Origin of the sequence: Brotonthovivens ammoniilytica (genome assembly GCF_025566885.1) — a bacterium.
Lineage (GTDB): Bacteria > Bacillota > Clostridia > Lachnospirales > Lachnospiraceae > Brotonthovivens > Brotonthovivens ammoniilytica.
Window position 1 is genome coordinate 642,679 of record NZ_JAOQJQ010000001.1, and the last position, 22,042, is coordinate 664,720.

Consider the following 22,042-nt stretch of genomic DNA (forward strand, 5'->3'; position numbering starts at 1 on the left):
CTCAGTCTGTTTTAGGTTTTTCCAGTTCAAAAAAACAGTAATAATCAATTTCATTCAGTTTTTGATACATTTCTGAAGTAATCTGTTCTATTAACCTGAATGCTTCTCTTTTTGTATTGGCCAGACCGATCACACAAAAAGGTTCTCCAGGATAATATTTCTGCCGGAGTATGGAGGAAGAAATGATTTCCGGATTACCGGAATAGCCCAAAGGCAGCCTCAAAATAAAAATTCCCTGTTGTGCTATGTTGTGCATAATTTTCCATTTTATACGCCGATATTTTTTTTTTAGTCCGGTTCCCAGATAAATCCGGCTGCTCCATATCATAAAATTCCTCCGTGATAGCATTGTATACGCCATGCAAGCTCTAAAACCTTTTACTTTCGCAACGCGGCAAGCCGCATGTCAGTTATACGCCATGCAAGCTCTAAAACCTTTGGTTTTATCGCTTACGGCTGGCGCCGTATATCTGAATTTTATTTTCGCAACGCGGCAAGCTCTAAAACCTTCGGTTTTATCGCTTTGTGGCTGGCGCCACATGTCATCTAAAAAATAGAAAGCTGAATGATAAAGCAAGCTTTTCTGCTCAGCTTTCTATTTTTTAGATAGCCGCGTTGCTTGTAGCTTTTAAAAGTATTTTTTGTTGCCCCACAGATTACTTTTTTTTAGGTCCAGATATTCGTTATAGGCTTTTTCCAGTATTTGTTTTTCGTTTGCAAATTTCAGCAGATGGTATGCTTCATGATATTTATAATATCCGGAGTCCACAAAATACTCTTCTTTCTGGGGTTTACTGTAATAGCTGTCGGACATCATCAAATACCAGTGTACCTGCTTTTCCACGGTATCCTGCGGGATAGAAAATGTATACTGGCTTTTTCCGATATATTTGATAATGGTCGCGTCTGCCCCGGTCTCTTCTTTGACTTCTCTTGTAGCAGTATCTTTATACTCCTCGCCGGATTCCACAGTCCCCTTGGGGAGAACCCAGCCCTCGTATTTGTTTTTATAATTCTTATATAATACTAATACTTTCCCTCGGAATATAACCACACCACCACAACTGGTTGCTTCAATCATTGCAATCCCTCCTGATGTGGTATAAATCTGCAATCAGTATACCTCTTTTGAAAGGAACATGCAACTAGGTTTCACAGTGGAACATCCATCAGGATTTTGTATTAAAATATTTATCAAATACTTTTTTTGCAATTGGCACAGCTGTCCCGCTGCCGGAACCGCCGTCTTCCACAATAACGGCTATGGCAATATCATTGTAAGAATCTTTGGAACCATACCCCACAAACCAGGCATGGCTGTGGCCCTTTACAGTTCCAAATTCCGCGGAGCCTGTTTTGCCGGCAGCGCTGTAGCTTTGACCGGATAATTTAGAGGCAGTACCGCTGTTTACTACTTCTTCCATAAGCTCCTGCAAAATACCGGCTTCCTCTTTGGAAATCATAGCTCCGGCCTCGGAAGGCTTATAAGACTTTATATTCACACCGCCGTCATTTTCAATATGATCTACAAGATATGGCTTCATAACGGTTCCGTCATTATCAATAGCCGCCGCGATCATTGCCATGTGCAGAGGCGTAACTAATGTATCTCCCTGTCCAATGGCTGTCTGCATAATCTTACCGGTGGAAGCGTCTGTGCCCAGGGAAAAACGGCTGTTATTTGCTTCAAAAGAAACCGGAAGGTCCTGATTAAACAACATGTCACTGCAAAGCTCAGCATATTTTTTCAGATTCAAATCCAGACCTATAGTGGAAAAAGCACTGTTACATGACTTGGCAAATGCTTTTTTCAAATCCTCTTCACCATGTACACTGTTGTTGTAACAGTGAATCACCTCTCCGTTTACTTCCACGCTTCCGTCACAGTCAAAATGAAATTTATTGTTTACGCCGTTTTCACGGATGTATTCAAGAACCGTTACAATTTTAAAGGTAGACCCCGGAGGATACAGCCCCTGTGTTGCCCGGTTTAACAAGATGGAGCTGTCTTCATCAGCTACAATGGAATCCCAGTTTTTTGCCAGGGTATTGGGGTTAAAATCCGGTTTTGAAACCATGGCCAGTATCTTTCCCGTTTTGGGCTCTAATACTACAACTGCCCCGTCCTGATTCCCAAGAGCGTCATAGGCAGCTTTTTGTACCCGGTAGTCAAGGGTAGATACAACAGAGTCTCCCTGGTTTTTCTCGTCTCTCAGCTCATTCATAAGCTGTACCAGGAAAAAGGAATGGGACCGCAGCAGTTTAAAATTCATCTGTGACTCCAGTCCTGATTTTCCGTTGTTTACATATCCAACCACATGAGCAAACATATTTTCATAAGGATAGCTGCGGGTCTGTTCCCCTTTACTGTTTGTAACCGTTTCCGCCAGAACTTTTCCGTCACTTGAGAGAATATCCCCGCGGATTACATGTTCTGCATACAGATTGGCCCTGGAATTATACGGACTGCTGATTACGTCCTCGCTTTTGAATACCTGAAAATAAATAAAATAACCGATCAATATCAGAAAGATAGCCAAAAACAGATAAGTGATAATAGCAAATTCCTGATTTCTACCAGATTTCGTCGATTTCTTCCTGATCGAACCTTGATTTTCTTCCCGGCCTCCTGTCAGATTCATGTCTATCATTTCGATTGTCTTTTGGAGTTTCTTTTCTTCCTGGCGTTTTGTCAGTTTCGTGTTTTTTTTCTGTGGCTGTTTTCTTTTTGGATTTCTGAGCTGGTTTTCTCTTTTCATCAGATTCCCCTTCGTCCTGTCTTAAAATATAAAGTCCCTGTATAATTGCAAATAAGATCATAGTACACAACAGTGAACTGCCGCCGTAACTGATAAAGGGCAGTGTAACGCCGGTGGAGGGGATGCATTTGATTACCCCGCCAATGGTTAAAAATACCTGAAATCCATACAGCGTTCCAAGTCCCAGCGCAATCAGCTTATAAAACTGATCCCTGATCTGCATTGCAATGTTAAGTGTCATTAAAAAGCAGCTAAAACAAACAAGTATAATACAAAGAGCAAATACCCCTCCCATTTCTTCTGAAATGGCTGCAAACACGAAATCGGATTCCCGGACCGGTATACTCTCAGGCATTCCCTGAAACAGGCCCATTCCCGCCCATCCGCCGGTTCCGATGGCAAACAGCGACTGTGCAACCTGCCACCCTCCGCCGTCTATGGAAGCAAAGGGGTCTTTCCAGGCAGACACCCGGACCTTTACATGATCAAAAAACTTTCCGGCCAGCAGCGCTGCCCCGGCTCCAAGTCCCAAACCTCCAAAAAAGTACAGCGGATTTCTGGTTGCCACATAAAGCATGACAATGTAAGTAACAAAAAAGATCAAAGCTGCTCCAAGATCTTTGGATACCACCAGAATCATTACATGAAGAGCTGCGATTACAGTTGTTATCACAACCTGTTTAAAATCCTTTACATGGTAGAGCATACATGCGGCAAAAAAGACAAATAAGATTTTTATAAATTCCGAAGGCTGTACCGCAATAGAACCAATGGGAATAGAAAGCTTGGCGCCATAAGTAGTGCTTCCGAACAGGCAGACAAACCCCAGCACTAAAATGCCAAACACTGCATAAAACCATGTAAACCTGCGAAGTGCTTTCATTTTGCGGATCAAAAACGGTACAAATATAGACAGTACCGCTGCCACACAGGCAATCTCAAACTGACGCAAAGCAGATTCAAAGTTAAGACGTGTCAGAATAATAAACCCGATAATCATCAGCATACACATATGATTGACGATTAATTTTGCCGAACGCTTATAAAGCACTTTATAAATAAAAAACAAAAATAATATAAAGGCTGTCTGAGCAGCATAAAAGACAAGCATTTTTATCTGGCCGGTGTTGGCAAATATAACTGCATATGCGTCCAGATGCAGCAAAAACATACATACAGTCTGCCTTTTGTAAATCAGCTGTGCCCGGTCTGAGCCATCTTTTTGTTTTAACACCGTATAGCTGTAAAATGTATACACGGCAAATAAAATAATCATCAGGTATTTTGAAAATTCTGTAATTAAATGTACCATGAATGCTCCTTATTCGATTCCACGTCTGAAATGTCCGTTGGTAAAACGGTTTTCCCAGGCGGACATATCTATTTTTTTCTTTTCCATAAAAGCCTGCTGATAATCCATAAATATCCTCTTTATTTCCTGTTCTGATTCCGAAAGAAACTCTATGCGCAGGGACTGAAATTTCATATCAGAAATTTTTGCACTGTGATGCATCAGATATAATGGCTGACTGTTATAAATAACATTATAGCAGTCTTTGCAGTTTCGTGTGATTAAGAATTTTTTAAGGTAACGGTCCTTTAAATACAATTCCCGGTCTGCGGCCGGCTTATTTTTATAGCAGCGGTCAAAATTTTTATACAGACATTGTGCGGTTACCATCAATGGTATCCACCCGTATATAACCAGCTCTGCCCGCCTATTGTCCCAATCCCGCAATTCTTTTTCATTCAGTTCCAAGGGAGCTGTAATGTTTGCCGCTCCGCTTTCTAAAAAAGCTGTTCCTGCGGTATCAGACATTGCATACAGCCCGTAATCTGTATGAATCGTTACAGATCTGGGAAGAGCGTGCAGGGCAAACCCAAGTCCGTCATAGCTTCTGGCTAAGACACCGTCAAACTGTTCCCAGAACTTCTGTTCCCAGTCCAGGTACCGGCTGACTGTCTGTTTCCGTACTGTGGGAGGCAGGCAGAAAAACGCTTCTTTTCCGGTATTTTGAATCTTTAAAACCGCATCGGAAAGTTCCTGCTGGGTATGAAAGCAATCGGTCTCAATCAGCACTGTATTGACAAAAGAAGCTTCAAGCACAGCATTCAGCTGATTTTTTTGTCTGATCAGCACAGACAGTTTTTCTGATGCGTTCTGTGCTTTCCGAAGCACCGGGCTAATGTTGTTTTTTTCGGGCAGTGTCCGATGATAAGGGGCGGCCAGCAGTTTTCCAAACTGATCTAATGCTTCTCTTCTTAACTCATTGATCTGTTTTACCGGAAGAAATGCATCCGGATCACACTGAATAGAAAGGTTTGTGATCTGAAAAACAGTATCTCCTGTTTTTTTCAGACGTTTTTCAAGCTCTTCCGGTTTCAGAGGCTGTTTTTGTGCCTTTAATACCTCTGCCCCTGCCACAGTCAAAGTATGCCGTCCGTCTGACAGATGCAGTCTAAAAGCCGACCCTGTGAAACATTCAGCCCTTGCAGATAATGCTATGTTTCGAGCTGGAATTTCCCGTGTTTTTTTATCCATATTACTTTTATAAGCAGAAGAAACAAAAGACATTACAAAACGGTCATTGCGTTTTTCATAATACCCTTCTGTAAATCCGCCTCTATTGCCAAGATCCAAAAGATACTGCCAGTCTTCCTCTGAAACGGCATAGTTTCCCGGATCATTTTCATATAAATCCAGATATTTTCGGTAAACAGAAGTAACACCCGCCGCATACTCTGCCTGTTTCATTCTTCCTTCAATTTTCAGGGAATATACCCCCGCTTCTGCCATAGCCGGAAGCAGCTTTATCGTGCATAAATCTTTGGGACTTACAGGATACAACTCTTTCGGATTATAAATACGATTCTTTTTGTCGATAACCTGATAATTTAAGCGGCATGGCTGGGCACACCGCCCTCGGTTGCCGCTGCGGCCTCCTAACATACTGCTGAATAAACACTGGCCGGAATAACAGTAGCATAACGCTCCATGTATAAAACTTTCGATTTCCATTCCTGTGCTTTCATATAAATCCCGGATTTCTTCCAATGATATTTCACGGGCCGTTACAATTCGTTTAACGCCGTTTTCTTTTAGAAATTCTGCCCCGCAGCCATTGGTTACGGACATCTGAGTGCTGGCATGGAGCGGAAGATCTGGAAATTCCCGGTGCAGAAAAGACAGTACGCCATAATCCTGAACGATCACAGCATCCAGTCCTCTTTGATAAAAGGGTTCTATATAATCATACAGTTCCCGGTTAAGTTCTTTATTTTTTAGTAATGTATTTACGGTCAGAAATATTTTACTGCCAAACATATGGGCATAGTCAAGCCCTTCTAAAACCTGTTCTTCAGTGAAATTTTTTGCATAGGCTCTGGCCCCAAAACGGCTGCCGCCCAGATATACAGCATCTGCCCCGGCCTGAATCACAGCTTTTAAAATATCAAGGGAACCTGCCGGCGATAATAACTCTAATTTTTTCATGTTGTTTCTCCAAAAAAGAATGTCCCAAAACAGATACCGGTTTTGAGACATATCAAGTATGAAATTATGTTTCTGATTCCATCGGTATTCCAAAATGATGATATGCAAATTCTGTTACGACTCTGCCTCTGGGGGTGCGGTTTAAGAATCCGTTTTTTACCAGATAAGGTTCATATACATCCTCAATGGTTCCGGAATCTTCCCCGATTGCCGCTGCCAGCGTCTCAATGCCAATGGGACCACCGTGAAATTTTTCAATCATTGTCAGCAGCAGGGAACGGTCATTTTTATCAAGGCCCAGTTTATCTACTTCCAGCAGATCCAGGGCAAAAGACGCTACCTTTTTTGTAATCACACCGTCATACTGCACCTGAGCAAAATCTCTGACCCGCTTTAAAAGCCGGTTGGCAAGCCGCGGTGTTCCCCGGGATCTAGAGGCCATTTCTATGGCTCCTTCCGGATCAATTTCCACATCCAGCTTCGTGGCAGACTGTTCAATAATCAGCTGCAGTTCCTTTGGGGTATAATACTCCAGATGATGGACCACCCCAAAACGGTCTCTTAAAGGGGCCGATAATAATCCGGCTCTTGTGGTAGCCCCCACAAGGGTAAACTTTGGAAGATCCAGCCGGATGGAACGGGCGGAAGCACCCTTTCCCACCATAATATCAATGGCATAATCTTCCATAGCCGGATACAGTACTTCTTCTACCTGGCGGTTCAGACGGTGGATTTCATCAATAAACAGCAGATCTCCTTCCTGAAGATTACTTAAAATAGCCGCCATCTCCCCGGGCTTTGCAATTGCAGGACCGGAAGTGACTTTAATATTTACTTCCATTTCATTGGCAATAATACCTGCCAGCGTCGTCTTTCCAAGCCCCGGAGGTCCATAGAAAAGCACATGATCCAAAGCCTCGTCTCTTTGCTTTGCGGCCTCAATGAATACCCGCAGATTTTTTTTGATTTTTTCCTGTCCAATATATTCTTCCAGTCTCAGAGGACGAAGGGTCTTTTCATTTTTAATATCTTCTTCCTGGATCTGGGTAGAAATCATACGTTTTTCCATCATTTTTTACCACCTACAAAAATGCCATGTTTTTTAAGGATGCTTTTAAAATCGCTTCCGTATCCATCTGATCTGTAATTTCAATCATACTTACCGCCTGCCGTGCTTCTTTTACAGAATATCCCAGAGAGGTAAGCGCCTCCACTGCTTCATTTTTCCTGGAGGATAACATATCATTTCCGTTTTGGGGGTAAAGAGTCCCCTCCTCTTGATCTAAAAGATCTTCAAGATGCACCTTATCTTTTAATTCTATTATTAATTTCTGGGCAGTTTTATTTCCAACGCCGGGTGCTTTTGCAATAGCTTTTGCATTTTCTGAAACCACTGCGGCACATAATTCTTCCGGAGAAAGTACTGTAAGTATGCCAAGAGCTCCTTTCGGCCCAATGCCGCTGACATTTAGCATCATCTTAAACAGTGTAATTTCATCCTTATTTAAAAATCCAAACAGCCAGAAACAATCTTCTTTTACATGAAGGTATGTATAGATTTTAACAACACTTCCGATTTGAGGCAGGTTGTCCATCACACGCCCTGGTACAAAAATATTGTATCCAATATCCTGATTTTCTACTATGATTTTATCTTCTTCTATTTCCTCTAACGTTCCTTTTATATAGGAATACATAAATGCCTCCAGATGCCTTTAAAAAAATCTTTTTACACGTAAAATTGTTTCCTGTGCTGCAATTCCAATTACAAGCCCGGTAATAAATCCTGCAATTAATAAAAAAGGCAGATAATAAAATATGTTATAGTTTTCTACTACCAGCGCGGCAACAATCAGCTGTCCCACATTGTGACAGATTCCGCCGATGGTGCTGACAGTGATTATCTTGCAGAGAGAGGATTTTTTCAAAAGGGTCATAATGCTTAAGCTTAACATCGCTCCCGCCAGGCTGTATAGAATGCTGAACATATTTCCAAACAGGAAACCTGCCAGTAATACCCGCAGCACAGAAATCAGATATGCCTCTTTTGTCCCCATGCAGTACAGCATAATAATAATCACAATATTTGTCAGCCCCAGCTTCATGCCCGGTATTCCAAAATAAAATGGAATCAGGGATTCTACATAACTGCAGACCAGGGCAAGAGCCAGAAACACACCGATAAAAGCAACATTTCGTTTCATTCCTAAACCTCTAATTTACAATTGCATCAAATTCTGCCTGTTCTTCTGCCTGTGTAACTTCCACAACAACTTTGTTAGGCAGACAGACTATAGTCTCATTTTCTTTGGAAACAGCCTTCTGGTGGACACAGAGCTGATCCGGGCAGTCCGCCTTCTGCATATGAGCAGTTTCATTTTCTATCACCAGCTGATTGGTAACCTTTCCGTCTTTATCTTTGATGCTTATTGTCTGCGCTTCCTCCAGTGCATAAGTCCCATAAACTTTTCCGTCAACCGTTATGCGGACAGCACTCCCCCCTGTTTTGGGTCTGAGCCAGAACACAAGAAATACAAAAACAATCACTGCAAACACCAGAGCCAAAATGATGGCATCCCGTTTTGAAAAACGCCGGAGCTGATCTGAACCATCTGCATTATTTTTCTGTTTCATGTAATATCAATTCTCCCATATAGTAAAAACCTTTGCATTCTTTTAATGCCACATCCACAATGGTTCCAATTAATGAGGCATCACCTTTAAAATGAACGACGCTGTTATTACTCATGCGCCCGGTAAGCAGTTTATCATCCTGTTCATTGACTGTTTCCACCAGAATTTTCTGGCAGGTTCCGGTAAAACGTCCTGATTTTTCGGATGCTATTTCCTGTACAGCTGCCAGCAGACGTCCAAACCGGTCTTTCACAGTTTCTTCTGAAACCTGATTTTCCATAATGGCAGCCGGAGTGCCGGTTCTTTTAGAATATACAAAAGTAAATGCGCTGTCATAGCCGACTTTTTTGACTACATCCATGGTTTCTTCAAAATCTTCTTCCGTTTCTCCCGGAAATCCCACAATAATATCTGTTGTAATAGCCATATCCGGCATAGCGGTACGTATTTTTTCCACCAGCTCCAGGTACTGTTCCTTCGTATAATGTCGGTTCATTTGATTTAAAATTCTAGAGCTGCCCGACTGCAGCGGCAGATGAATATGTCTGCAGATTTTTTCGGATGCTGCCATTACTTCAATTAGTTCATCAGAAAGATCTTTTGGGTGGGAAGTCATAAAGCGGATCCGTTCAATGCCTTTTATTTTTTCAATTTCCCTTAACAGAGCGGCAAAGGTAACCGGATGTTCCAGGGTTTTTCCGTAAGAATTCACATTTTGTCCCAGAAGCATAATTTCAACTACTCCGTCAGCGGCAAAGGAACGGATTTCTTTTAAAATTTCTTCCGGCTGCCGGCTGCGCTCACGTCCCCGCACATACGGAACAATGCAGTAGCTGCAAAAATTATTGCAGCCATACATCACATTTACTCCAGACTTAAAAGGATACTTTCTTTCATTGGGCAGATTTTCCACAATCTGCTCAGTTCCTTCCCAGATCTCCACCGTCATCTGTTTTTCTTCCATTGATTTCACAATAAGCTCTGCAAATTGAAAAATATTATGGGTTCCAAAAATCAAATCCACAAACCGGTAACTGCTCTTTAATTTTTCAACTACCGTTTCTTCCTGCATCATACAGCCGCACAGAGCAATCATCATCTCAGGGTTTTTATCTTTATATCCGTGGAGATACCCTAACTTTCCATACACCTTATTGTTGGCATTTTCCCGAACGGTGCAGGTATTATATACAACAAAATCTGCTTTTTCGGAGTCTGCCGGAAGATATCCGATGGTTTCTAAAATTCCGGTCAGCTTTTCGGAATCTCTAGCATTCATCTGACAGCCAAAGGTTTTTACAAAAAAAGTCAGTTCCCGTCCCATCTGCTGTTTTAGCTGCTGCACATAAAGCCTTGCTTTTTTCATAAAATAGTACTGCCGGTCAGGCTCTTTTTCCGGAGCCGGCTCATTTAAATTTATATTCTGAAAAATTTCTTCAGTTTTTTCCTTGTCCAGCATATTCATAATTATTCCTTTCAAAACAGGACTTCCGTATGAAGGCTTCCCAGCAGACACTTTTTAGCTGCGTTTCCATAATCTTTCATACTTTTTTGAAGTCATTCTGGGATATTATAGCATGGAAATTTGGATTGTACAAATTTAATAAAAGTACAGAGAAACATTTTTATTTAATGCCCTCAATGCGTCTTCCAGCCCGTGAATAATATTTTTTCTGGCTGTTATATTAAAGGGAAGACTTTTACTGCTGTAATTTTCATTTACTGCTTTCCCTACATAAAGATTCACCTTTGTGCAGCTGTCAATGAGATAATTGGCAATTTTTGCCGCCCCGTTATTTTTAGCAAGTTCATCAAATACTTCAAAAGAAACATCGTCTTCGTTATATTTTGTCAGTATTTCAATGACTTTGTTCAATGTAATGACTCCTTCTGTTACAAGATCAATGCCCTTGATAAAAGAAACCGGCGGAATCTCAGGATCTAATTCACCTACGGACATTACAAGCTCTTCTTTCAGCTCTCTTGCCGCTATCTGTCCGGTAACGCCTCCGCAGACAATCTTAACCCCGGGTTCATTCATAAAATCCCGGACAATTTTCCAGTCATCGGACCTGCTAGAAGGGGGGCCAGTAAAAATGCTGACAACCTTTTCCTGAATAACCCGTGCCACTGCCAGGGTTGTATCATCGCTTGGCTCTTGAAGATACAGATCTTCACAGGCTTTGCTGAGCATAGCCGCCATATGCTGTGCGGAATTTGTCTGACCGTACACCTTCAGAGCATAGGCAGAAATGCTTTTCCAGTCCCATCCATAGTTCATAATATCTCCGGTTCCACAGTAAATGCAGCCGTCACTCATCAATACAAATGCGTCATTTACCTGTACCTTAAACCGGTATTCTCTGATTTTCTTTCCTTCAACCGTCCGTTCTGAAAACGGAATATTCAGCACCTGGTTGTTCCGGATAAAAATACAGCCGGGATTGTCAAATTCTACCAGATAAGCGTCTTTATTGTTAAAAATCTGCAGAATGCTAAATGTAGAATACGCAACACCATTAACACTTGATACCGGAAGTGTTCTGGCAATGGTACTCACGGCCTCATCAATATTTAAGTCGTTTGTGAACAGTGTTCCAAGAATCTTTGAGGTCATGGTAGCCAGGATATTGGCCCTTATACCGCTTCCCATTCCATCGGCAAGAATCATAATTTTAGAGCAGCTGGTCTGTACCAGTTCTACTTTATCCCCGCAAAGCTCTTCGCCATGTTTGTTCAGACTTTTGTACGCCATATCAACTGAAACATTCATTATACTTCATCCTCCAGAATGGAATCCCGCAGTTTTGTCAGAATTGCTTTTGTCTCTGCAGTTGTTTCCCCTAGAAGTCCTGCAATTTCCTGGGCGGTCTGCATCTGCTTATCTATCACAGACTGAGCAATCTGAACGGTTTTCAGTTTTCTGTTTAAAATATATTCCGAGCGTTTTTCTTCCGCAGTAATATCTTCTATAATGGCCAGGCAGGTATCAGAATTTTCAATATATACAATTGTCTCTAGAATTGTCATATGATACATGGGCCACTGACGTTTTTCCCGAAGCTTATTTTCATGGGTTTTGAAAACTTCTTCAAAATCTGTTGGATCAATAAAATCAAATAAATACATCTGCAGAGCTTTTCTCCGCTCTGTTTTAAATACTTCTTCTGCCCGGCGGTTGAACTCTTTAATCCGAAGCTCCCTGTCAAAAATAAAAATTAAATTTGGGGTGGTTTCCATAACAACATTCGCCTTTGAACGGGTGATTTCAAAGGTACGGAGCAGACACATGGAGGATTCCGCTTTTCCCTGATAGATAGCAATTGCTTTATCCCGGCAGGTCTGATATCCACAGGCTCCGCAGTTAAACTCTTTGTCGCTGTTGCTCTTTCCGATGGTTTTTAAAATTTTTTGTATCTCTTCTTCTGTTGGTTCCTTTTCCATTACCGGTTTTGGCATATAGGTTCTGGTCATTTTTTCCCCGGACAGCTGATATAAAAGCTTTGGCGCAGCATTTAACACATAATTTTCAATATCCATACGGGCTTTAAATCGATATCCTCTTTTTTTGTTCACACCAGGCCCATTTACACAGGCGCCGTCACAGCAGTTTAATTCAATAAAACAACGGCTGATATATCCCCGTTTCATACTGTGGAGCAGTTCCCTGCAGTTGGTTAAACCGTTGACGCTGATATCAATATAAGCCCCCATTCCGCCGCTGGCTTTCACACTTCGAATTACCCCGTTATTTACTGCATACAGCTGATTGACCATAGGATCCGGATTTGCAAACTTTGCTTCTCCGCAATCCATAAAATCAATTCCCTCTTCCTCAAGCCAGGCTTCCAGTTCATTAAATTCAATTACCGCATCAATCACCCCCCTGGTTCTGGGGTCTAACTCGGCCTCCATTTTCTTTGCCACGCAGGGGCCTACAAATACTACTTTCACATCATTTCCAAGCATTTCTTTTATTAATTTTCCATGTGCCAGCATCGGAGAAATAACCGGCGCCAGATAAGGAATCAGCATAGGGTAATGCTTTTCTACAAGAGAAATTACCCCGGGACATGTAGTTGTAATAATATTTTCCATGGAACCTTCTTTGACCAGCCTGCAGTATTCTTCTGTTACAAGAGCTGCTCCTTCCGCTGTTTCCCGGACCTGGGAAAATCCGAGTTTCAAAAAGGCGTCCACTACCTGTCCCTGTTTTTCATATTGCAAAAGCCCTCGAAACGACGGATCCAGAGAGATAACGACATTTTCTTTTTTATATAACATGCTTTTTACATAAGCCAGATCACTTTCAAATGTTTTTGCATTCTGAGGACAGATTTCCATACAGTGTCCGCAGTATACACAAATGTCCTGAATAATCTGGGCCTGCCCCCCCTTTACCCGGATCGCTTTTACAGGACAGTGTCTTAAACATTTATAGCAGTGCGCACAGGACGCGTCCTGAAAACTAATGACATTCATTGATGATACCTCCTCACATAATTTCCTGTTTTCAGTATACGCAATACAGAAACAATCTGCAATCAAAAAGAACCCCGCAGATGCAGGATTCTTTTTGATTGAAATAAATAATGGCTTTTCAAAAAACCAGTTTCGTTATTTATTAATGGTTCGTTTTACATAGGTTGTATGAAGAAGCTCATGTGCCTTATGGCTTCCCGGCTCTCCAAGATAGGTTTCGTAAAGTTCAATAATAGCAGGATTTTCATGAGACTTACGAATGGGATTGTTCTTATCAATATTGTAAAGAACCTCTGCACGTTTTCCTCTAATATCAACGGTATTACGGATATAACCAGGCTGCTGCGGCTGTCCTCCGCCGTTAACACATCCTCCCGGACATCCCATAATCTCGATAAAGTGATAATCTGCTTCGCCGTTTTTCACTTTTGTCAGCAGTTCTTTTGCGTTTCCAAGACCGGAAGCTACTGCTACCTTCACTTCCATTCCTGCAACATTGTAAGACGCCTCCTTGATGCCTTCAATTCCCCGGACATCGGCAAAATCCAGCTTTTCAAGCTCTTCTCCGGTAAGCTTTTCAACTGCTGTACGAAGCGCTGCTTCCATAACACCGCCGGTTGCTCCAAAGATAACGGCAGCACCTGTACCAAGTCCCAGAGGCATATCAAATTCTTCATCAGCAAGTTCCGTAAACCGGATACCTGCACGTTCAATCATTCTTGCCAGCTCACGGGTGGTGATGGCAATATCAACATCCGGAACACCTGCTCCGTCTTCATGGTCTCTTCCGATTTCAAACTTTTTGGCTGTACAAGGCATAACGCTGACTACAACCATTTTTTCTTTGGGAATTCCCATTTTCTCAGCATAGTAAGATTTTGCTATTGCTCCAAACATCTGCTGGGGAGATTTACAGCTTGAAAGATTTTCTGTCATATCCGGGAAATAGTGCTCACAGTATTTTACCCATCCGGGAGAACAGGAAGTGATCAGCGGCAGTACACCGCCGTTTTGCACACGATCCAGAAATTCGTTTGCTTCCTCCATAATGGTAAGGTCTGCTGAGAAGTTTGTATCAAATACTTTGTCAAATCCAAGTTTTTTGAGAGCTGCAGCCAGTTTTCCTTCTACATCTGTGCCGATTGGATATCCAAAGGCTTCTCCAAGTCCTGCACGAACCGCCGGAGCCGTCTGTACAATGACATATTTTTCAGGGTCTGCAATGGCCTCAAAGATTTCTGAGGTATAATCTTTTTCATACAGCGCTCCGGTTGGACATACTGCGATACACTGGCCACAGGAAACACAGCTTGTTTCGCCTAGTCCCATTCCAAACGGAGAACCGATAAAGGTTGAAAATCCTCTTTCATTTGCTCCAATTACGCCAATATTTTGAACCTTTTCACAGGCTGCCACACATCTGCGGCAGAGGATACATTTATTATTATCCCGAACCATGTGAGCTGCGCTTACATCCAGGTCATACGGAATTCTTTCTCCATCATATTTGGCTTCATCGTCAATTTTGTATTCTTTGCAGAGCTTCTGGAGCTCACAATTGCCGCTTCTGACACAGGAGAGGCATTTTCTGTCATGAATAGAGAGAAGAAGCTGCAGAGTTTTTCTTCTGGACTCAATGACCTTAGGGGTATTTGTAAATACTTCCATACCTTCATTGATTGGATAAACACAGGCAGTTACCAGTGTTCTTGCTCCTTTTACCTCTACCACACACATACGGCAGGCGCCGATTTCATTAATATCTTTCAAAAAACATAAAGTGGGAATTTCAATATTTGCCAGACGTGCTGCCTCCAGGATGGTTGAACCCGAAGGAGCAGAAACCTCTGTCCCATTTATTTTAATCGTAATATTTTCCATGATTGATTCCTCCATTATTCCTTGTAAATAGCACCAAAACGACATTTATCCAGACAGGTACCACATTTGATACATTTGTCAACACTGATAATATGAGGTTCTTTGATGTTTCCGGCAATGGCGTCAGCCGGACAGTTGCGGGCACATAACGTACAGCCTTTACATTTTGAAGAATCAATTTTATAAGTAAGCAGATTTTTACACACACCTGCCGGACATTTTTTATCTACAACATGAGCCATATATTCATCTCTAAAGTAACGCAGAGTCGATAATACCGGGTTTGGCGCTGTCTGGCCAAGACCACATAATGCATTATCTTTTATGTAATAACAAAGCTCTTCCATTTTATCAATATCTTCCGGCGTACCTTTTCCGCTTGTAATCTTTTCTAAAATCTCCAGCAGACGTTTGGTTCCCACACGGCACGGCGTACATTTACCGCAGGATTCATCTACCGTAAACTGCAGGAAGAATTTTGCGATATCTACCATACAGGTATCTTCATCCATAACAATGAGACCACCGGAGCCCATCATAGAGCCGATGCTGATAAGGTTATCATAGTCAATTGGAATATCAAAATGCTCTGCCGGGATACATCCGCCGGACGGACCGCCGGTCTGAGCCGCTTTAAAACGTTTTCCGTTTGGAATTCCGCCGCCGATTTCTTCAATTACGGTACGCAGGGTTGTACCCATAGGAATTTCCACAAGACCGGTATTATTAATCTTGCCGCCAAGAGCAAATACTTTGGTGCCTTTTGACTTTTCTGTACCCATAGATGCGAACCACTTTGGTCCGTTTAAAATAATCTGTGGAATGTTGGCCCAGGTTTCCACGTTATTTAAAATAGTAGGACATCCGAACAGACCTTTTACTGCCGGGAACGGAGGTCTTGGACGTGGCTCGCCGCGGTTTCCTTCAATAGAAGTCATCAGGGCAGTCTCTTCCCCGCAGACAAATGCGCCTGCACCAAGTCTTAAATCCAGATCAAAATCAAATCCGGAACCAAAAATGTCTTTTCCTAACAGACCGTATTCTCTAGCCTGGTTAATAGCAATTTTCAAACGCTCTACAGCAATTGGATATTCGGCACGGACATAAATATATCCCTGGGAAGCGCCGATTGCATAACCGGCAATTGTCATGGCCTCAATTACTACATGAGGATCCCCTTCCAGTACGGAACGGTCCATAAATGCTCCCGGATCACCTTCGTCCGCATTACAACAGACATACTTCTGCACGTTTCCTCTGTTACCGGAAGCAAATTTCCATTTTAAACCGGTAGGGAAGCCTGCACCGCCGCGGCCTCTTAAACCGGAATCCAGAATTGTCTGAATTACTTCATCCGGAGACATTCCTGTAAGTACCTTTCCTAATGCTTCATAGCCGCCGGTACCGATATATTCATCAATTTCTTCTGGGTTAATAACACCGCAGTTTCTCAAAGCGACACGATGCTGTTTTTTATAAAAGGCAGTCTCATTAATTGACCGGATTCCTTCTGGAATTTCTGCATCATGGTAGACAAGGCGTTCTACCGGACGGCCTTTTAACAAATGTTCAGAAACAATTTCCGGAATATCCTCCGGTCTTACTCTGGAGTAAAAGATTGCTTCCGGATAGACCACCATAATAGGGCCCTCTTCGCACAGACCATGACAGCCTGTTTTTACTACTGCAACTTCATCCTGAAGTTTATGATTTTTTAACTCATTTTTTAATACCCGGATGATCTGCTGACTTCCCGATGAAGTACAACCAGTACCACCGCAGATTAATACATGTGAACGATACATAGTCACCAAACCTCCATTTTAAATATTTTCATCTGTGTGCAGCATATACTGATCCACAACCTGTCCCCGTATTACATGCTGCTCTAAAATATCAAGCGCTTTTTCCGGATTTACTTTTACATATGTAACTTTTTCTTTTCCCGGCTCATAGATCTCTACAATGGGTTCATACTGACATAACCCGATACAGCCGGTTTGAGATACTTTTACATGTTCAAGCTGGCGTTTCTGAACCTCATCTGATAATGTTGTCAGAACCGGTCTTGCACCGCTGGCGATTCCACAGGTAGCCATACCCACAACAACCCGGGTATCATTACTATTTTCAGAACGGAAACCAATGTTTCCCTGCATTTTTTCTCTGATCGCTCTTAATTCTTCCAGTGATTTCATAAAATCCTCCCTATCATTCATGGAATTTTGCATCTACTTCGTTTTTATTATCTTCTAAATATCCTTTGATAAATTCTCTTACATCTCCTTGAGAAAAGGAAACCCCTCCAAGAATTTCCCGCATCTGTCTGGTATCCAGTTCAAATCCCACGTCATCTATCTCATACCGGTAAATAAAATCCAGGTCCTCATAAGAGGTAACAAGCATTAGAATGGTATCTGAAATATTGCCCAGAGGCATACAGTCTATATGATTCAGATGGTATAACACAGATACGCAGGTTCCTGCTCCTGCCACAGAGTTCATAACAAAACTTCCTCCGGTACATTCCGCCGACTGTTTGATAAATGGAATCCCCAGCCCAACACGCCTTGTTGTCCTGGAGGTGTAAAACGGATCTGTAACCTTAGCAATCTGCTCAGCGCTCATACCGCAGCCATTATCTTTAATCTCAACAGAAAGTGTGTGCTCTGCAGACTTAATATGTAAAAAAATCTCAATAAGAGATGCCCCTGCGCGTATGGAGTTTTGCGCAATATCAAGAATATTTAAAGAAATTTCCGGCAGCATTATTCATATTTTGAGAGAATTCCATCAATCTCTTCCACTGTCAGACGTCCATATACTTCATCATTTATCATCATAACAGGTGCCAGTCCGCAGGCTCCAATACAGCGGCAGGCATCCAGTGAAAACTTTCCGTCAGATGTACATTCTCCTCCGGCAATTCCAAGTGTTTCCATTAACTTGTTGTAAATATCACCGGAACCTTTTACATAACAGGCAGTTCCAAGACAGACAGAAATTTTGTATTTTCCCTTTGGGAAAAGATTAAACTGAGAATAAAATGTTGCCACTCCATATATTTTTTCCAATGGAACATCCATTTCATCTGAAATTATTTTCTGTACCTCATACGGAAGATATCCGTATATATCCTGCGCCTTCTGCATAATCGGCATTAAAGATCCCTTATCATTTTTCAGCTCTTCGATAACCTGGCGCAGACTTTCCTCTTGCTCCTTTGTTCCATTAAATGGAACCATCTTTGTTTTTTCCAAAATTATCCCTCCTATTTCGTAGTGTACAAAAATTAATACACTATACGTATTATCCTATCATCATACTACACAACTTTCAATCGTGTATGCGAACAAAAATTGTCTATTTTTGCGCCCTCTTTTTGTTTAATTGTATTAATTCCCATACACTTGTATGTTTGTTATAAAAATAACAAATGTGTTTTGTTGAAAGTACACAATTTTTGTGCTATACTAAGCAATAAAATTTGTCTATAAATTGATTTCATGTATTTTATTTTTGTATCTACTCATTCCATATATAATTGAATGGTTACATATTTTCAAAGGAGAAGCTTATGCGCATTTGTGAAATCAAAACTATTGTAAACGCCAGCCTGCTTACGCCATCCGAAAATTCCGGGCTGAATATACAGTACGCCTTCAGCTCCGATATGATGAGTGATGTTTTGGCCTATGCCCAGCGGCATATGATGCTGATTACAGGTCTTGCCAATCCGCAGACTATACGCACTGCGGAGATGCTTGATATTGGCTGCGTATTATATGTCAGGGGAAAGAGACCTGCAGATACTGCCATTTCGCTGGCGGAGAAGCTTGGGATTACAGTACTTGGCACAGAGCTGACAATGTTTGAAACCAGCGGATTGCTTTATCAGGCTGGAATACGCGGAGGTAATATTAAAAATGGAAAATAAAATTCACTTTAAATATGAAGTAGACGGTGAGGATTTTACCCGGGCCGGGGAAGCCAGCAGCGATATCAAAAGTAAGTTAAAGCTGATGCAGATTCAGCCGGATATCGTCCGCAGAGTTGCCATCGCAATGTACGAGGGAGAAATTAATATGATCATCCATGCCAACGGGGGCGTCATTGATGTAGATGTATATCCGGAAAAGCTGACCATGATCTTAAAGGATTCCGGGCCCGGCATCAAAAATATTGAACAGGCTATGGAGGAAGGCTACTCCACCGCTCCCGACGAGATTGTAAGTCTGGGATTTGGCGCAGGCATGGGACTACCAAATATGAAACGGGCATCTGATGAAATGGATGTTTCCTCCACAGTGGGGGTGGGTACCACTGTTACAATGACAATTAATTTCTAAGTGTAAATAAGGGGATGTAACTTTCATGAATAAATTTTTTCACTCTGTCTATCTGAATGAAGAACGGTGCAGGGGATGTCTGAATTGTATTAAACGCTGCCCCACACAGGCAATCCGTGTACATAATGGGCGGGCGCATATTATGAGCGAATACTGCATCGACTGCGGGGAATGTATCCGCCGCTGTCCCCATCATGCAAAAATGACCAAGCATGACAGATTGGATATTTTAAGTCAGTATGAATACACGGTAGCTATACCGGCTCCTACACTATACAGCCAGTTTAACCATCTTTCTGATATTGATATTATTCTCACAGCACTGTTAGAGATGGGATTTGATGATGTGTTTGAAGTCAGCGGAGCAGCCGAACTTGTCTCAGAAGCCACAAGAAAATATATTCAGACTCACGAAAAACAGTGGCCGTTAATCAGCACTGCCTGTCCCACCATTGAAAGATTGATACGGGTTCGTTTTCCAAATCTCATTGATCATCTGCTGCCTATTCTACCGCCTATGGAAGCAGCCGCAATGCTGGCCCGCAAAAAGGCGCTCCGGGATTCCGGCCTGGTAAGCAGTCAGATTGGAATTATCTTCATTTCCCCCTGTCCCTCTAAGGCTACCTTTATCCGGGAACCTCTGGGGATAGAACACAGTCATGTGGACGCAGTGCTGTCAATCAAAGATATTTATCCAGAACTGCTCTCCCACATGAAAAATGCCGAAAAAAATGTCAAACCCCTTTCCATATCCGGCAAAATCGGTGTAGGCTGGGGAATCAGCGGCGGAGAAGCTGCCGGAACACTGATCAATAATTATCTTGCTGCCGACGGCATTGAAAATGTAATTCAGGTTTTAGAAGATCTAGAAGATGAAAAGTTTCAGGCCAGGCTGGCTTTTATTGAACTGACTGCCTGCAGCGGCGGCTGTGTGGGAGGGGTTCTGACCGTTGAAAATCCGTATATTGCAAAAGCAAAAATCAAACAGCTGAATAAATACATGCAGGTATCCAAATCCAGAGCCAGCAATTTTGAAGAAGACTTTTCACCAGAAGATATTTTCTGGAACAAAGCCGTGGATTTTGAACCGGTTTACCAATTAGGCTCAAATATGACGGAAAGCTTTGCAAAATTATCTGCTGTTGAACGTCTTTTAGAAGCTCTGCCGGGTCTTGACTGCGGGGCCTGCGGGGCCCCTACCTGCCGGGCACTTGCCGAAGACATTATTACAGGGAAAAATTCCGCCCAGGAGGAAGATTGTATTTATCTTATGAGAGATCAATACGATGCATTAAAAGCAAGTCCATTATTCAAGGAGGAAAAAAATGACCATACAGGAACTGATTGCAACAAATAAATTTGAAATAATTAATGAAGGAACAAATCTGCAGCGTACTTTAACAGAACCGTACTGCTGTGATCTTTTAAGTATAGCTATGGGAAACGCGCCTGCAGGATGTGCCTGGTGTACCGTAATGGGAAATATGAATACCCTGGCTGTAGCATCTTTGACAGAGGCCGGATGTGTAATTTTATGCGGAGCTGTCAATATTGATGAAAACATGAAGCTGAAGGCCCGCTCAGAAGGAATTACTCTTTTAAGAACCAAAGATGCCATCTTCCCTGCTGCTCTGTGGATCTATCAGCAGTTAAACCACCATGAAGATATCTTATGACTTTCACCTGCACTCCTGTCTGTCCCCCTGCGGCAGTGACGATATGACCCCTGCTAATATCGCCGGTATGGCATCTATTATCGGACTTAAGGCTATCGCTTTAACAGACCACAATACCTGCCGCAACTGCCCCGCCCTCACAGAGGCTGCAAAAGACTATGGCATCAGTGTGATTCCCGGAATGGAACTTTGTACAGAAGAAGAGGTGCATGTGCTCTGCTTTTTTTCATCTCTAAATCAGGCAATGGAGTTTGACCGGTTTGTATATGAAAAGCTTCCAGATATTCCAAATAACCCTATGCTTTTTGGAAATCAGCTGATTTATAATACAAAAGACCAGGCAGAGGGCGTACTGGATAAACTGCTGATTTCTGCAGTCCCCATTAGTTTCTCAGATCTTCCCGGTATTTTAAATGGGTTTGGAGGAATTATGATACCGGCACATATAGACAAACCATCCAACAGTCTCATCAGCAATCTGGGCTTTATTCCCCCGGACAGTACCTTTAAAACGGCAGAGCTTCATGATCTTCAAAAGAAAAGTACTTTTCAAAAATCCTATCCGTATCTGGAGGGATGCCGTATTTTATGTTCTTCTGATGCCCATTATCTAAATGACATCCACGAACCGGTTTACTGGATTGATATTCCCTCAAATAATACAGAGGAAATTTTTCGCTTCCTGTCGGGAGCATAATTTTTTTTTAAAAAAGAATCCTGCCACGGCAGGATTCTCCGCCTGCGGCGGGTCGCTCTTGCGACATGACT

General features: G+C 42.2%; 22 protein-coding genes. 5 read left to right on the forward strand and 17 right to left on the reverse strand.

Going from position 1 to position 22,042, the window contains the following annotated elements; translation table 11 throughout:
* Position 1: 1 nt before the first annotated feature.
* The 17 genes from OCV88_RS02945 to OCV88_RS03025 all read right to left on the reverse strand — a co-directional run bounded on the left by OCV88_RS02945 (position 2) and on the right by OCV88_RS03025 (position 18,494).
* Complete coding sequence (locus tag OCV88_RS02945; protein WP_158424134.1) at positions 2-328, reverse strand: hypothetical protein; 327 nt, start codon at positions 326-328, stop codon at positions 2-4.
* 300 nt (positions 329-628) lie between these two features.
* Positions 629-1,081, reverse strand: a complete 453-nt coding sequence (locus OCV88_RS02950; RefSeq protein WP_158424135.1) for an NUDIX hydrolase — start codon at positions 1,079-1,081, stop codon at positions 629-631.
* 88 nt (positions 1,082-1,169) lie between these two features.
* Positions 1,170-2,651: a peptidoglycan D,D-transpeptidase FtsI family protein gene (locus OCV88_RS02955; RefSeq protein ID WP_158424136.1), complete on the reverse strand. Its 1,482-nt coding sequence runs from the start codon at positions 2,649-2,651 to the stop codon at positions 1,170-1,172.
* A complete protein-coding gene (locus OCV88_RS02960) occupies positions 2,575-4,071 on the reverse strand; it encodes an FtsW/RodA/SpoVE family cell cycle protein (RefSeq protein WP_158424137.1) in 1,497 nt (498 codons plus the stop codon). Before OCV88_RS02960 ends, OCV88_RS02955 begins: the two co-directional genes overlap by 77 nt.
* Positions 4,072-4,080: 9 nt before the next feature.
* Entirely contained in the window at positions 4,081-6,252 is a 2,172-nt protein-coding gene (locus OCV88_RS02965; protein ID WP_262590615.1) for a peptidase U32 family protein, read from the reverse strand.
* A 64-nt stretch (positions 6,253-6,316) separates the two neighbouring features.
* Positions 6,317-7,321 (reverse strand): Holliday junction branch migration DNA helicase RuvB, encoded by a 1,005-nt coding sequence (ruvB, locus tag OCV88_RS02970; RefSeq protein WP_158424412.1) that lies wholly within the window; start codon positions 7,319-7,321, stop codon positions 6,317-6,319.
* 13 nt (positions 7,322-7,334) lie between these two features.
* Positions 7,335-7,949 carry a Holliday junction branch migration protein RuvA gene (ruvA, locus tag OCV88_RS02975; protein ID WP_158424139.1) on the reverse strand — a complete coding sequence of 205 codons (615 nt, stop codon included), beginning with the start codon at positions 7,947-7,949 and terminating at the stop codon, positions 7,335-7,337.
* Between the two features lie 18 nt (positions 7,950-7,967).
* Positions 7,968-8,456 carry a Gx transporter family protein gene (locus OCV88_RS02980; protein ID WP_158424140.1) on the reverse strand — a complete coding sequence of 163 codons (489 nt, stop codon included), beginning with the start codon at positions 8,454-8,456 and terminating at the stop codon, positions 7,968-7,970.
* A gap of 10 nt (positions 8,457-8,466) precedes the next feature.
* Positions 8,467-8,886 (reverse strand): NusG domain II-containing protein, encoded by a 420-nt coding sequence (locus OCV88_RS02985; protein WP_158424141.1) that lies wholly within the window; start codon positions 8,884-8,886, stop codon positions 8,467-8,469.
* On the reverse strand, positions 8,870-10,345 hold the full coding sequence (gene miaB, locus OCV88_RS02990; RefSeq protein ID WP_158424413.1) for a tRNA (N6-isopentenyl adenosine(37)-C2)-methylthiotransferase MiaB: 1,476 nt from the start codon (positions 10,343-10,345) through the stop codon (positions 8,870-8,872). The genes OCV88_RS02985 and miaB overlap by 17 nt, the downstream gene beginning before the upstream one ends.
* Positions 10,346-10,486: 141 nt before the next feature.
* Positions 10,487-11,659, reverse strand: a complete 1,173-nt coding sequence (locus OCV88_RS02995; RefSeq protein ID WP_158424142.1) for a SpoIIE family protein phosphatase — start codon at positions 11,657-11,659, stop codon at positions 10,487-10,489.
* Positions 11,659-13,368, reverse strand: a complete 1,710-nt coding sequence (locus OCV88_RS03000; RefSeq protein WP_158424143.1) for a [Fe-Fe] hydrogenase large subunit C-terminal domain-containing protein — start codon at positions 13,366-13,368, stop codon at positions 11,659-11,661. The genes OCV88_RS02995 and OCV88_RS03000 overlap by 1 nt, the downstream gene beginning before the upstream one ends.
* Before the next feature lie 135 nt (positions 13,369-13,503).
* On the reverse strand, positions 13,504-15,249 hold the full coding sequence (locus OCV88_RS03005) for an NADH-dependent [FeFe] hydrogenase, group A6 (protein WP_158424144.1): 1,746 nt from the start codon (positions 15,247-15,249) through the stop codon (positions 13,504-13,506).
* A gap of 14 nt (positions 15,250-15,263) precedes the next feature.
* A complete protein-coding gene (nuoF, locus tag OCV88_RS03010; protein WP_158424145.1) occupies positions 15,264-17,054 on the reverse strand; it encodes an NADH-quinone oxidoreductase subunit NuoF in 1,791 nt (596 codons plus the stop codon).
* Positions 17,055-17,072: 18 nt separating this feature from the next.
* Complete coding sequence (locus OCV88_RS03015) at positions 17,073-17,447, reverse strand: (2Fe-2S) ferredoxin domain-containing protein (protein WP_158424146.1); 375 nt, start codon at positions 17,445-17,447, stop codon at positions 17,073-17,075.
* A 13-nt stretch (positions 17,448-17,460) separates the two neighbouring features.
* Positions 17,461-18,018, reverse strand: a complete 558-nt coding sequence (locus OCV88_RS03020) for an ATP-binding protein (RefSeq protein WP_158424147.1) — start codon at positions 18,016-18,018, stop codon at positions 17,461-17,463.
* Positions 18,018-18,494 (reverse strand): NADH-quinone oxidoreductase subunit NuoE family protein, encoded by a 477-nt coding sequence (locus OCV88_RS03025; RefSeq protein ID WP_416795181.1) that lies wholly within the window; start codon positions 18,492-18,494, stop codon positions 18,018-18,020. The genes OCV88_RS03020 and OCV88_RS03025 overlap by 1 nt, the downstream gene beginning before the upstream one ends.
* A 332-nt stretch (positions 18,495-18,826) precedes the next feature.
* Here OCV88_RS03025 and OCV88_RS03030 point away from each other — a divergent pair, with 332 nt between their 5' ends.
* The 5 genes from OCV88_RS03030 to OCV88_RS03050 are packed head-to-tail and all read left to right on the forward strand — an operon-like array spanning position 18,827 to position 21,971.
* Positions 18,827-19,186 (forward strand): DRTGG domain-containing protein, encoded by a 360-nt coding sequence (locus OCV88_RS03030; RefSeq protein ID WP_158424149.1) that lies wholly within the window; start codon positions 18,827-18,829, stop codon positions 19,184-19,186.
* Positions 19,176-19,598, forward strand: a complete 423-nt coding sequence (locus OCV88_RS03035) for an ATP-binding protein (RefSeq protein WP_158424150.1) — start codon at positions 19,176-19,178, stop codon at positions 19,596-19,598. The genes OCV88_RS03030 and OCV88_RS03035 overlap by 11 nt, the downstream gene beginning before the upstream one ends.
* Positions 19,599-19,623: 25 nt before the next feature.
* A complete protein-coding gene (locus tag OCV88_RS03040) occupies positions 19,624-20,955 on the forward strand; it encodes a [Fe-Fe] hydrogenase large subunit C-terminal domain-containing protein (protein ID WP_158424151.1) in 1,332 nt (443 codons plus the stop codon).
* Entirely contained in the window at positions 20,924-21,274 is a 351-nt protein-coding gene (locus tag OCV88_RS03045; RefSeq protein ID WP_158424152.1) for a hypothetical protein, read from the forward strand. Before OCV88_RS03040 ends, OCV88_RS03045 begins: the two co-directional genes overlap by 32 nt.
* The gene (locus OCV88_RS03050; RefSeq protein WP_158424153.1) at positions 21,258-21,971 is read left to right on the forward strand and encodes a PHP domain-containing protein; all 714 of its coding nucleotides are present in this window, start codon (positions 21,258-21,260) and stop codon (positions 21,969-21,971) included. Before OCV88_RS03045 ends, OCV88_RS03050 begins: the two co-directional genes overlap by 17 nt.
* Positions 21,972-22,042 lie beyond the last annotated feature (71 nt).